13 protein-coding genes are annotated in these 11989 nt (G+C 64.9%); 7 read left to right on the forward strand and 6 right to left on the reverse strand.

The genetic code is table 11. From position 1 onward, the window contains the following. Positions 1-227 precede the first annotated feature (227 nt). The gene (locus tag AC1DRP_RS29120; protein ID WP_476770304.1) at positions 228-860 is read right to left on the reverse strand and encodes a DedA family protein; all 633 of its coding nucleotides are present in this window, start codon (positions 858-860) and stop codon (positions 228-230) included. A 946-nt stretch (positions 861-1806) separates the two neighbouring features. Between AC1DRP_RS29120 and AC1DRP_RS29125 the strand changes: the two genes are divergently transcribed. From AC1DRP_RS29125 to AC1DRP_RS29140, 4 genes are all read left to right on the forward strand, one after another. After that, positions 1807-2187, forward strand: coding sequence for a phasin family protein (locus AC1DRP_RS29125; protein ID WP_441493103.1), 381 nt, complete (start codon positions 1807-1809; stop codon positions 2185-2187). 12 nt (positions 2188-2199) lie between these two features. After that, the gene (locus AC1DRP_RS29130; protein WP_441493102.1) at positions 2200-2331 is read left to right on the forward strand and encodes a hypothetical protein; all 132 of its coding nucleotides are present in this window, start codon (positions 2200-2202) and stop codon (positions 2329-2331) included. Positions 2332-3178: 847 nt separating this feature from the next. Then, on the forward strand, positions 3179-4342 hold the full coding sequence (locus AC1DRP_RS29135; RefSeq protein WP_441508690.1) for a helix-turn-helix transcriptional regulator: 1164 nt from the start codon (positions 3179-3181) through the stop codon (positions 4340-4342). 231 nt (positions 4343-4573) lie between these two features. After that, on the forward strand, positions 4574-4903 hold the full coding sequence (locus AC1DRP_RS29140) for a hypothetical protein (protein ID WP_441508689.1): 330 nt from the start codon (positions 4574-4576) through the stop codon (positions 4901-4903). A 171-nt stretch (positions 4904-5074) separates the two neighbouring features. Here the strand turns inward: AC1DRP_RS29140 and AC1DRP_RS29145 are convergent, their stop codons facing one another. Continuing rightward, the gene (locus AC1DRP_RS29145) at positions 5075-5716 is read right to left on the reverse strand and encodes a GntR family transcriptional regulator (protein WP_441508688.1); all 642 of its coding nucleotides are present in this window, start codon (positions 5714-5716) and stop codon (positions 5075-5077) included. Between the two features lie 153 nt (positions 5717-5869). Between AC1DRP_RS29145 and AC1DRP_RS29150 the strand changes: the two genes are divergently transcribed. Beyond that, positions 5870-6532: a flavin reductase family protein gene (locus AC1DRP_RS29150; protein ID WP_441508687.1), complete on the forward strand. Its 663-nt coding sequence runs from the start codon at positions 5870-5872 to the stop codon at positions 6530-6532. A gap of 51 nt (positions 6533-6583) precedes the next feature. Continuing rightward, positions 6584-7912 (forward strand): MFS transporter, encoded by a 1329-nt coding sequence (locus AC1DRP_RS29155; protein WP_476770305.1) that lies wholly within the window; start codon positions 6584-6586, stop codon positions 7910-7912. 204 nt (positions 7913-8116) lie between these two features. Here AC1DRP_RS29155 and AC1DRP_RS29160 read toward each other — a convergent pair whose 3' ends face one another. Beyond that, positions 8117-9211, reverse strand: a complete 1095-nt coding sequence (locus AC1DRP_RS29160) for a helix-turn-helix transcriptional regulator (protein WP_441508685.1) — start codon at positions 9209-9211, stop codon at positions 8117-8119. Between the two features lie 263 nt (positions 9212-9474). On the opposite strand from AC1DRP_RS29160, the gene AC1DRP_RS29165 reads away from it, so the two are divergent. Continuing rightward, positions 9475-10116, forward strand: a complete 642-nt coding sequence (locus AC1DRP_RS29165) for a hypothetical protein (protein WP_441508684.1) — start codon at positions 9475-9477, stop codon at positions 10114-10116. A gap of 189 nt (positions 10117-10305) precedes the next feature. On the opposite strand, the gene AC1DRP_RS29170 is transcribed toward AC1DRP_RS29165, so the two are convergent. The 3 genes from AC1DRP_RS29170 to AC1DRP_RS29180 form a co-directional block, all read right to left on the reverse strand. Continuing rightward, the gene (locus tag AC1DRP_RS29170; protein ID WP_441508683.1) at positions 10306-10623 is read right to left on the reverse strand and encodes a hypothetical protein; all 318 of its coding nucleotides are present in this window, start codon (positions 10621-10623) and stop codon (positions 10306-10308) included. 179 nt (positions 10624-10802) lie between these two features. After that, entirely contained in the window at positions 10803-11693 is an 891-nt protein-coding gene (locus AC1DRP_RS29175) for a DUF2950 domain-containing protein (RefSeq protein WP_476770306.1), read from the reverse strand. A 15-nt stretch (positions 11694-11708) separates the two neighbouring features. Further along, positions 11709-11989: hypothetical protein (locus AC1DRP_RS29180; protein ID WP_476770307.1), on the reverse strand; the 281-nt coding region annotated here is incomplete at its 5' end.

The following is an 11989-nucleotide window of genomic DNA, read 5'->3' on the forward strand; positions in this document are numbered from 1 at the left end:
GGCCAGGATGGCAGGAAATCCCGCCGTGCTCGCGCAGCTCGGTTCGACAATGGTCAAGTTCGACAATTGGTTCGAAGTCCTGCCGGGCACGAAGAAGGAGACCGGAACTTCGCCAAGGCCCGAAATCCTGCAGGACGACGCGACCTATTACGAGGGGCCCTGACTAAACCAAGGAAGGGCTCAGTCATCCCGGAGCGCGAAAGCTCCTCGGTTTTCTTTTCGGACCTCTATTGCGGCGAGCCTTGTTGCTTGCGGCTGCGCCAAAGCCAGACGAGGAGCACGATCGCGCCGATGGCTGCCAGGACGAGCGGGAGCACCCTTATCCCAACATGACCCCATCGCGGGATGTAGGTCGCGATCCCGGACATATGCGTGCCGAAATAGAAGGCGCCGGCACCCCAGACGGCAACCCACAGCGCGCCGCCGAGCGCGTTGAAAAGCAGGAAGCGCCGCCAATCCATTCCGGTCGTGCCGGCGGCGATGCCATTGAGCTGCCGAAGGATGTTGACGAACCGCGCCGCGGCCACCGTCGCTGGACCATAACGTGCAAAGACCGCTTCGACGTGATTGAAGCGCTCAGGTGTCAATCCGATCCGCGATCCATGCTTGAGGATGACGGCTCGGCCGAAGGTCCGGCCGATCAGGTAGCCGACATTGTCGCCGAGGACAGCTCCCACCCAGGCGTTGAAGAGGACGGCGGACAAGGACAGCTCGCCGCGGGACGCGAGTACGCCGGCGAAGATCAGCGCGGATTCTCCCGGCAAAGGTGCCCCGAGCGACTCCAGAAACAGGATCACGAAGATGGCGACAGCGCCATATTCGTGAATATAGGGCTCGACGGCCGAAAACAGATGTTCCATTCCGCGCGTCGCCTCGCTGGATCATCGGAGCCGATATCGTATCCTGCCCGAAGACAGATCGGCACATCTGCGGTGATTATGGGCGGAGCGCCCGGCCTGTAAATCGACTGGTCGCGGCGGAAGGCTCCACGGTCGACCGGCGCGAAACCCTCCCATGGATCGTCGGTCGTCAGGCTGCCCGGAGCAGATGATTGCCTGGCCGGTCGCCGGGCCAGGACTGTTCGCAGTCCGGTCGCGGGGCCCTCTTCATCTTATTGTGGACGTTGAGTCATCGCGCGCAAGGTCTTCGGCGGACTCACGTTTTAGCCTGACCCGCGAGCGTGTGACTTGAGCCGCCGGCTGTCGCGGGCGCAAACCGGGCGGCCGGATCCCGCTCCCCGGCTCGGCGCCGTCTCGCGCTGCTATTTGAACGCCATCGGGGCGACAAAGAGTGCAGCGAGTGCCAGCACGACCCCGATACGCAGCCAGACAGCCCTGACGTGATGTCTCACAAGCATGCGACGCTCCCTCAGACACAACGACGGAACTCACGTAGCGAACCCGTCGCGGACCTGCATTCCGGTGACGGAGCCAGCCAAGCCTCTATCTCATCTTGAACCTGCCCCTGCGCGGCGCAAGCGGCGTTGAGGCTGCCGGGCTCCTGGCCGGGGTCACGACTTCGTCAACGGGCAACGCGGTCCCGCGGCTTGCGCGGGGGGCGACGAACTCTCCCGTCAGGAAACCGCCATCATCCACGAGCACAACGCGGGCATCATCCCGGCATGCGGCGCAGCCTCATCCCAGACTGCGGCGGGCCGCGGTTGGTTCGTTCGCGGATATCGGCCGCGCTGTCCACGGTCGCCGCGATGGGACGATCCGATCTTGGCTAGGACGGCCCGAAAGCGGCCCGAGCGCGGCCACCTTCCAGGCGCTGTCGTCCCACCATCACAGCAAGGGAGACGCGACCATGCCTGAGCTCTCGAACACCCTGATGGACCCATTGCAAAATTCTCTGACTGTCGCAGTCGAGACGAACAGGCTCGCCCTGGACGCCGCCCAGAAGCTTGGCGTGCTGCAGATGAGGATGCTGCGGAGCTGCATGGACCTGGGCTTCGCGCGGCTGAGCGCAGCCGCCGAGATCAAGGACGCGGATGGCCTCATGGCGTTCCAGGCCGGCCAGATCGAGGCCGCGATGAGCCTGTCCGAAAAGCTGATCGACGACAGCATGGCGCTCGCCGATCTCGGCGAGGGGATCATGGTGGAATGCGGCAGGCTGACCGAAGACGTCATCGGCCCATCATCGCAGCCGCTGTCCCTGCAGGGCAGAGTCTCGCGCAAGGCTGCGTGAGCAGGGTGCCCGATGCGCGATTTCGCATGCGGTGAGCCAAGGGCCGATTGTCATGAACTGCTCGATCGCGCCGGCTTCGAGCGGCCCGAAGGCTTCTTCTCGAGCCTGCTCTGGAGCGCGTGGCTCGCCTGGCGCAGGGCGTGATCATGTTCCGCCGCCGAAGGCGGCGCCAATCTAGGGCAGGGGTGCCGCCATGCTTCGGAGCCAGGTCTGCAGCGGACAGGTTCCGGCTCCCCGGAGGGCCGCAAGGGGCGGCCCATCGGCTCGCGATGGATCCCGGACCTCATCGCCACGTGCCGTCAGCGCGGCCCAACGATCCTCGTGAGGAAGGACCAGACACTGCTTTCCGCGTTCCGGATCGCCTCGGCCCGTAGATCATGAGCGCGGTTCCGGTAGAATTCCATGAGCTCCGGCGTGACCTGCAGCGGGGCCGCGGCAGGCCCCGCCTTCGTGGTTGCCGCAGTGCCRCAGAGGTCAGAAGGCTGGTGGACCGGCGGCGGGACAGGCTGCAGCCGGGGGATTTCGAGGGGGCAGTCTGTAGCCAGCGGGAGCGCAGGAGCCGAAGCGAGCATGGTAGCCTCCTGGAGTGGCGATGTCGGAGCGTGGTGAGGCGCGATGCTACGCATCCGACTGAAGCTGGCACATCGTCGGAACCAATGAGCCTGCTTGCTGCTCCGCCTGCCGCTGACCTCATCCGGGCGCGCTAGCATGAAACGGTCTGACACCGCATTGGATCTCGCGCCGCGCGTCGGATCCTGAGTGCTGGTGCAGGGTTTCGCCGAAACTGCGAACTTTMATTCCGCGCGCTGGAGCGACAGGAACGAGCGACGGAAGCGATGATTAACCTTGCGTCATATTACTTGGAAGAAAGCACAGGGATCGAGTATTTCGAGTCAATCCGGTTGCGTCATTCTTCAGTGTGGTGCAGCATTTTCCCACTGGCGACAATAACAGCAGGTACTCGCGGCAACTGACGGGCTGGGGATTGCACATGGCTGATCTCGACGGAGCCTCGGCCCAGGCGTTATCCGACACAATCGGTAGAATCTATGATTGTGCGCTCGACCCCCAACATTGGCCCGACACCTGCCGAAGCATTGCCGCCCTCTGCGAAAGCACGGCAGGTGGAATCTGCGTCCACGATCTCCGGCAGGTGCTGAACGACCAGCTCTTCGTCTTCGGGTATCCGCCGGAGTTCCTGGTGCAGCTCGGAACGCATTATGCGAAAAGTCCTATGGCCGCTGCCGATGTCGTCGCGAATCTCGGCGATGTCAGCGCGCTCTCGATGAATCACTCCGAACTGGTCGAGAGCAGGTTCTTCAGCGATGTGCTGAAGCCCTTCGGCGTGCAGGACATCATCTGGTTTCCGGCCCTGCGGACCGGTGGCCGCATGGCCTCGCTGCACGCCTCTCGCGGCGAAAAGATCGAGTATTATCAGAAGTTTGATATCGACCTCTTCAAGCTGCTCGCGCCGCATGTCTGCCGCGCGCTCGCCATCTCCGATGCGCTGGATATCAGGGTGCTGAAATCGGAGATGCTGGAACGGACGCTCGATGCGCTTGCTGCAGGTGTTTACCTCACCGCCCGCGATGGCCGCGTCGTCTATATGAATGCGGCCGCCGAGCGCCAGGTCAGAACCGGTGGCTCGATCCGGCTCGTGAACAACCGGCTTTCCCCCACGGATCCGGCGGCGCGCGCCAGCCTCTCGCGGGCCCTCGACCAGGCCGGGCGCGACGACATCGCGATTGACACGAACACGCATTCGCTGGCCCTGCCGGATGCCGGGGGCACCGGCTATGTCGCAACCTTCCTTCCAGTCGCGTCCGGGCAGCGCCGCAGCACGGTTGCCCCCTTTGCCGCATCCTGCGCCGTGTTCATGCAGGACCCTGCCCAGGCGCCGCTGATGCCGGGCGAGGCCTTTGCCAGGCTGCATGGGCTCACCGGTGGCGAACTGCGCGTGCTGCTGGCGCTGGCCGAGGGATTGGGCGGCAAGGAAGCGGCCGATATGTTGGGCATAAGCGAGCCGACCCTTCGCACCCATCTGCAGCATATCTTCGCCAAGACCGGCACCTCCCGACAGGGCAAGCTCCTGCAGTTGCTGCACAACTCGACGCCGCCGGTTCGTGCCTCGCAGGGGCCTGCTCTAAGAGCCTGAACACGTTCGGGCGGGCTTGTACGCCTCCTCGGCCCGCACTTCGGTGCGGGGACAGGAATATGAGCCCAATCCGCTCTCGGCCATGATCCGGTCGCTGGCCTCATCGGTTTCGATGATGCGGATGCGAAGCGTTTGCCTAGCATTGTGCATCGGTCCGAAACCGGGCCGGAGTTGGCAGCCTCCCACAGCTTCGGATGGTTGCTCCCTGCACGCAGGACGAGGAGAGACGTGATGGCTGCTTCGAGAGCCGCTGGCCCGATCACCGGAATTTGCCGTGTCTTTGCCGCATCTGTCCTGGGCGTCCACCTGGTGATGGTGCCGGGTGCAATGGCGCAGGGCGAGCCAGGGTTTGCCCGCGAATGCGCCGCGAAGGAGATCACGACCATCACCCTGATCGAGGATCATGGCGAGGCCGCGATCCTGCCGTCGGAGCGGCTGCATGACGCAGCTGAGACGCAGCTCCGCGCGCGCTCGGTCTGCTATGCCGGTCGCGTCGACGAAGCGCTCGCGCTCTATGACAGCATTCTCGCGCTGGGACCGATCACGACGGCAAAGCGCTAGAACTCCGCTCCTCATCCCGACTGCACCGAACCGGCGTATGGACGCCAACGCCGTAAGCCGAGTTGGGAATTCACGCTCTCGCTCCGCGCGGACGGTGGAGCGCGGCGCACGGACATTCTGTCTGGCCATGACCGTCTTGACCCTCGCCGGCCTTCCCTTGGTTCGCCGGGCCTATCGTGGCGTTGCCATCCGTCCGACGACGGCCAGGGCGAATTCCACGAGGTAGGCGTTGAGCGTCAGCGACGCCGTGCTGGCTGCGGCCACATCCTTGCTGGCGATGCCCTTGAGGATCTGCTGGTGGAGCCGCTTGCCGCGCGCGATCTCCTGCTGCTCGTCGCGCACATGCATGACCCAGAAGCGCCGCGACAGGGACTGCAGCGGCGTCATCAGGGCCGCGAGATAGGGATTATGCGCCGCCTCGATGATCAGCGCGTGAGTCTGCCCGACCGTTTCTGAATAGTCGTGCAGCGTGAATTCGCCATCAAGCACGGCCGCCAACTTTTCAATCGCGGCAATGTCCTTCTGCGTTGCGCGCGCGCAGGCAAGCTCCACCGCGAGCAGTTCGTTGGCGCGCCGCACCTCCAGGCCGCTGAGCTGATCCTCGATCGAGATGCCGGGGATTTCGATGCCTTTGTTGGGGTGGATCCGCACCATGTAGCTGAGGGCGAGGCGCTGGATCGCCTCCCGCACCGGCGTCCGGCCGAGCCCGGTCAACTCCATCAGATGACGTTCCGAGACCATCGAGCCGGGCTTCAATTCGCCCCGGACGATCAGGCGTTGCAGCACGGCGACGGCTTCTTCCGACTGGTTCATCTCACCCTTCCGCGCCGTGCTGTGTCGCTGCGCAGATCCGCAGCGGCGTTCGATTCCGCCTACCTCATCCGCGCCGGCTTTCCAAACCATTATTCATCCGATATATCGGTCGCATATTATCGATGTTCAATGTCGTCGCCGGAGGAATGATCCTTGAAATACGCCCCCCATCTCGAGCCCAGTCCCTTGCCGTTTTCGCCATTCAAGAGCTGCACGGTGCCGCGGCCGATCGGCTGGCTGTCGAGCGTCAGCGCAGCCGGCGTCGAGAACATCGCGCCCTACAGCCAGTGGCAGAACCTCACCTTCGACCCGCCGATGGTGATGTTCTCAGCGAACCAGTATCCAGACGGTCGCCGCAAGGACACGGTCCTCAATGCCGAGGAGACGGGCTGGTTCGTCTGGAACATGGCGACCTTCGACCTGCGCGAGGCCGTGAACATCAGCGCGATGGCCTTGCCCGCGCATGAGAGCGAATTCGATCGCCTGAACGTCACCCGGGAATACGCCGATAACGCCCGCATTCCGATGGTCAGGGAAAGCCCGGTCAAGTTCGAGTGCAGATATGTCAGCACTCACCGGATCAAAGGCAATTCTCCCGTCGGCTCCATCGATATCGTCTTCGCCCAGGTCGAGAAGATCCATATCGATGACGCCGTCATCTTGCCGAGTGGAAAGCTCGACATCGAGAAGATCAAGCCGATCGCTCGCCTCGGCTATTTTGACTACACGGTGGTCAAGGACATCTTCGAGATGCGGGTTCCGGGCGCGGACGGAGACGCGCGGCAAGGGCTGGAAGGGCGCTCCACCTTGCGCTGACGGTTTCACCGATTTTTGAACCGAAGAACCAAGCAATAAGAGGGGAATTCCATGTCAACGGCCGAGCTATCCCTGGCGGATCGCGCCCCGACTTCACGTCGCATCAAGGATCTGATCGCAGTCAATTTCGGAAATACGCTGGAATGGTTCGATTGGGCGATCTATACGATCTTCGCTCCCTATTTCGCGCTTCAGTTCTTTCCGTCGAACGATAAATCGGCCGCGTTGCTGGCGGCTCTGGCCGTATTCGCGGCCGGTTTCCTGACCAGGCCGCTGGGTGGCCTGATCTTCGGGCTCTACGCCGACCGCGTCGGCCGCAAGCGCAGCCTGACGCTCGCCATGCTGGTGACGGCCGGCGGCAGCGTGGTCATCGCCTGCGCCCCGACTTATGCCTCGGCCGGCCTGTTTGCCTCCGTCGTCCTGCTGGTTGCACGCCTCGCCCAGGGCATCGCCCATGGCGGCGAGATGGGCACATCGGTGACCTATCTCGTCGAGCGCRCACCGTCGCACCGGCGCGCGCTCTATGGCAGCACGTCGTGGATGAGCGTCGTGCTCGGCACGATGATCGCGACCTGCACTGGTCTCCTGCTCAATGCCAATCTCGAACGGGCGGCCCTGGAAAGCTGGGGCTGGCGCATCCCCTTCGCGATGGGGGGGCTGCTCGGGCTCTACGGCCTGTACCTCAGGCGCAAGCTCACGGAAACGGCCAGCTTCGAGAAGAAGCAGAAGCAGGCCGCCAAGACGACGGGCCTAGCCCCGCTTGCACGGAACTGGCGCGGCGTCGCCGTGGTCTTCGGCCTCTCCGCCGGCGGCTCGATCATGTTCTACACCTGGCTGATCTACAGCCCGACCTTCGCCCAGATCAGCCGTGGCCTCGATGCAAAGTCGGCACTGACGGCGAGCCTCATCGCGCAAGCGGTCTTCTTCGCCGCGATCCCGCTGGTCGGCTGGCTCGCCGACCGGTTCGGACGGCGGCCCTTCATCATCCTGTTCGGGCTTGGCTTCATCGCCCTGACCTTCACCCTGGACGGCATGATCACCAACCAGTTCAGCGGACTGCTCTCGGCGATGATCGCGGCGCTGCTGATCCTGGCCTGCCTGTTCGGGGTGAACACGGCGGTCTGGGCCGAGGTGTTTCCCACCGAGATCCGGGCGACCGGGGTGAGCGGGCCGCTCTCATTGGCGACCGCGATCTTCGGCGGCACCGCGCCCTATGTGAACACCTATCTCGCCCAGCAGGGCCAGCATTCGCTGTTCCTCGTCTATCTCATGGTCGTGTCCGCGATCACCTTGCTGACCGGCTTCCTGATCCCGGAAACCCGGCATCTCGATCTGGACCGGCCGGACACCGGACGCCTGGCCAACAGCCCGCGAGAATGATTCCGGGGATATCGGCCCTGGCCGGAAGCTCAAGGTGAACAAGAGGAGGGCCGCCGATCGCGCGGCCCTCTGCACCGTCTCCGACCAAGCCATCCCGGCCTCCGACAGGCTGTTGCTCACTCCCAACTCAGGAGGCGGGGGCAGGGCGGCCCGACCGAAAGCCCGGCGCCGCCCGGCTTGGTGATGCCCGCCTTGGCCCGCTGCTCAGGCCGACAGCGTCAACGGAGCCAGCCGCCTGATGAAGTCGGCCTGCGAGCGGCTGCCGGTTTTCGCGAGCACTGCCTTGACCTGGCCGCGAACCGTCTCCCGGCCGACCCCGCGCGACAGTGCGAGCTGCTCGACCGTGCTGCCCTCCAGGAGCCCGCCGGCGATGGCTGCCTCCGCCCGGGTCAGATCGTAGAGCTCACACAGCAGCGAGGCTTCGATCCGCAGGCTTCGGGCCGTTGTCGTGATGACGAGCAGGGCCTGGGCGCGCGAGAAGATATCCCGCGCCTGGCGGCGAACCGGCAGCACATGGACGATGAACGCGGGGCGATCCCCCCGGCAGGGCACCGGGATCGAGCGGGTATCGCCAACCCGGTCCTGCCCGAGATCGGCCAGCGCCTTTTGCAGCAGCGCGTTCGCACGGGGATCCTCAAGCGCGATCTTGTCCCTTGCCCTGACGACGATCTGCCCGATCAGCGCCTCGAAGCCCGGATTGGCCGCGCAGAGCGCGCCGCCGGTGCCGACCAGGGCAGCCGGAGAACCGGCCTTCTCGAAGGAATCGAGGCTGACCTGAGCGCGTTGCATCTGCAGCTTCGAGGCCAGAACCGCGGCCCGCGCGAGGTGCGGGCGGACGCTGTCGAGCAGTTCTGTCTCGCGACGGGAGACCGGACCCAGCTCGAATTTGCGCTCCAGTGTGAAGACGATGGTCTCGCCCGAGGACGAACGCACATTCGTTGCCGTGCCCCAGCCATAGCCCTCGGGCCGCAGGAAATCGCGGTAGAGCGCGGTCTCGGCCAGCTCGTCTTCTGTGAAGAGGTCGTGATCGGTCACGAACCCGGTCCCGCCATGCGCCAGAAGACCGGCCATGCGGGCGTTCCGGTCCATCCAGCCCTGATCCAGGAAGCGCTGGAAGACCGGCGAAAACTCCCTCGACGCGACCCAGTTCGTGCCCTGTCGGGAATGCACGAAGAGTAGCCCCCCGGTACAGCCGGCGATCTCCGCCAACCGCGCGATCGCCGTCGGCCAGACCTCCGGAACGGCGGCGGCCTCGTAGAGCATGGCGACCGCATCCCCAAATTCGTTCGCATCCAGCATCGCCGCCCATCCCCCCGTCAACGAGAGTGTAACAGTGCGGGCCATTCCTCAATCGTCTTGGCCGAGACCTGTTGTGGACGCAGATGATGGTCAGACAGATCGCGGCCCGACAGGACGAAACCTTGGCAGGGAAGACCCATAATTTGGTCGCGAGAGCGGTTCTCACCTTATTGTGGACGTTGAGATATCGCGCGTAAGGGACTCTGCTGATTCAGGTATTCGCATGGCCGCCGGACATGCCTGCAGGTTCGCGGGCAGAACGCTTGCGGCTGACCTTGCGAGGCTGGTGGGCAAGCGCTGTCGGCACTTGGCCGAGAATAGCAATTTATTGGCGTGAAGGCGCAAATTGCAGCGCGAAGCGCTGTGTTAGCGCAGCTTCGACAATGAAAATTTACGCTGCGGTCTGTCCGATTTCGCCTGCGCGGATGATCGCGTCCTCAGCCCAAACGATGGACGCGACGATGTTCAACGAGTTTTCCCGTCGGTCGAAGGCGACCAAGATTGCTGGCCGGCTGGAAGCCTTCATCAGCATGCTCCACTCCGCCGCTGAAATCAGCGCCGCGTCTGGTCATGGCGATGCCCGCCGCATGTTCGACAACACGCTGGCATTCTACGCCGCTGTCTGGGCCGCGGCGGATGCCTTTGGGCAATTGCTTCGCGCATCGCCCCAAGAGACTGCGGAAGCCGTGCGGCTGCATATTGGGCGCGTCGCCGATGCCGGCGAGACGTTCGAGCTGATGAAGATGGCCTTCTCGCTGCCGGAGCTTGCCCCGGTTGTTCAGGCCACTGGCTTTGCGATATTCACGAGCCCTTCCGCCCCGGTTGGCGGTATGGTTTCRCATCGGCTGATCCCGCTCGCCGAGCTGATCGCCAATTTCAAGGGGCGCCCTCGTCTCTCCAGTTGATCCGGTGCCCGGGAACGACGGCACGGCAGGAGGGATCGGAACCTCGGCACCAGGCTGTTCATTCTCGGGGCCACGGCACCGGTGGCGGAACGGGAACTCGATGGCTCGCGGGAACCGCTCCAGCGCGCGCAATCCACTCGGGGGCCAAAGGCGCAGGCGCTACCGCAAGTCGTCTCGCGGTGACGTCCACTAGCCTGCTGGCAGGTGCTGCCAGTATTCGAGGAGAGCGACCGTGAGCACCCCGAGTGTCGCAGACATCACGTAGGACGACTTCAAGACGAGCGGGCCCTTATCGCCCCGAAGCGCGTAGACCACCGCCCCTGCCGCAAGGACGTATGGCACGAGAATGGGCAGGGGCGCGTCGATCAGCCCATAGGCGAACCACAGGAACGGGTAGATCAGGCCAATCAGCAATTGGACGGCCAGCGCGAGCCCTCGCGATCGAATGAGGACGACCAGCCAGGCAGCGGCCAGGATCAAGGCAGGAAGTTCTACCGAGGGATGCATGACGAATCCTGGATGAGCGCGGCGCGAGGCCAGTGCGAACCACGGGGGCTTCATCGTTACAGCAGTGGAACAGGCCCTCACTTTCTCCTCGGTTACTTGGAGTTGTCGAGACTATGGAGCGGCCGGCGGCCATGGCCCGTTCGTTCGTCGATATCGGGCATGCTGCCGCGCGCGCCCACCTATTCGACCCGGGCCCAGCTGCGGTCGGGGTCGTAGCGCAGCAGGCGTTCCGCCATCGCGCTGGTCTTCGGGCCGAGATTTTTCTGCAGTACGACCCCGTTATGTCCACAGATGAAGGTCATGACGCCGGTCTTGCCCCATTCGGCTGGCCAGGCCACGAGGCCGAAGCCAGCGATCATGTTGCCGTTGACGACATAGGAATGCGCGCCGCCGGGTGCCCAGGGTCCTTGTGCCTTGAGGATTCGAAAGCGATAGCCGGCATAGGTCCGGTTTCCGCGATCCAGCAGGGCCTCGCTCAGGGCGCCCTCGAGTGGGCTGACATCGGCCTGCCCGGTTCTCGGCCAGTACAGCCCGTTCTGCGTGCCGGGCGTCGAGATCAGGTTCTGGGCATATGCGCGCACCTGGTCGCCATCATGGTCCGTGCGGAAATACTCGCGCTGGGCGCCGATATAGGCTTGGCAGGCCTCGATGGCGCGCAGTTCGTTCTCGCCGATGGTGCGGTTGAGGATCTCGTCCCGACCGGCCGCGACATCGAACATCCAGGCCTCGCCGCGCCGCACGATCGGGATTGGGAACTCGAATTTTCGCTTCCCTAGCGTCAAGATCCGAGCGGCGTCGCCGCGCGGTGTCAGCGTGACGGATTCCGCCGCAGCTTCGTTGAACCGGTCGAGTCGCTCGCGGTCCAGCGTGGCATCGCCCGTGCTCAGCACGTCGCGGGCCCCCGGCCCGAAGATCCGATCGAGCACGCCAGGCTCGCGCGCCCGCGCCGCCTCGACCAGCGCAGCGGACGCCGCATCGGGTGAGGGGAAGCTCTGCTGGGCTGCGGCAGGGCCCGCCATCATCAGGACAGCGAGCGAGACCGGGACTGAAAACCGAGCGTGATGTGCCATGATCATGTCCCCCAATCAGCGCCGTCCACCGCGACCGCCACCACCGCCCCCGCGGCCACCGCCGCCGCCGATATGTCCACCGCCGCCACGGCCGCCGCCGCCGATGTGAGCGCCGCCGCCGCGACCTCCGCCGCCGATCTGTCCGCCTCCGCCTCCGCCGCCGCGGCCCGCCGGCATGCTGATCTGCCCACGGCTGGCTGCGCCGCGATTGCCATAGGCCGCCGCGCCTCGGCCGGCATCGATGCCGTCAAAGGCGGTCCGGCTTGGTGTCGGGCGAGGTCTCGCGCCCTGCGGCG

The organism is Allobosea sp. 01N443, assembly GCF_056399325.1.

Excerpts from the sequence above, each read along its gene's own strand:
- AC1DRP_RS29140 (WP_441508689.1), top strand. The coding sequence starts at position 4,574 with ATGGCTGCTTCGAGAGCCGCTGGCCCGATCACCGGAATTTGCCGTGTC.
- AC1DRP_RS29135 (WP_441508690.1), top strand. The coding sequence starts at position 3,179 with ATGGCTGATCTCGACGGAGCCTCGGCCCAGGCGTTATCCGACACAATC.
- AC1DRP_RS29120 (WP_476770304.1), bottom strand. The coding sequence starts at position 860 with ATGGAACATCTGTTTTCGGCCGTCGAGCCCTATATTCACGAATATGGC.
- AC1DRP_RS29170 (WP_441508683.1), bottom strand. The coding sequence starts at position 10,623 with ATGCATCCCTCGGTAGAACTTCCTGCCTTGATCCTGGCCGCTGCCTGG.
- AC1DRP_RS29160 (WP_441508685.1), bottom strand. The coding sequence starts at position 9,211 with ATGCTGGATGCGAACGAATTTGGGGATGCGGTCGCCATGCTCTACGAG.
- AC1DRP_RS29130 (WP_441493102.1), top strand. The coding sequence starts at position 2,200 with ATGCGCGATTTCGCATGCGGTGAGCCAAGGGCCGATTGTCATGAACTG.
- AC1DRP_RS29175 (WP_476770306.1), bottom strand. The coding sequence starts at position 11,693 with ATGGCACATCACGCTCGGTTTTCAGTCCCGGTCTCGCTCGCTGTCCTG.
- AC1DRP_RS29125 (WP_441493103.1), top strand. The coding sequence starts at position 1,807 with ATGCCTGAGCTCTCGAACACCCTGATGGACCCATTGCAAAATTCTCTG.
- AC1DRP_RS29145 (WP_441508688.1), bottom strand. The coding sequence starts at position 5,716 with ATGAACCAGTCGGAAGAAGCCGTCGCCGTGCTGCAACGCCTGATCGTC.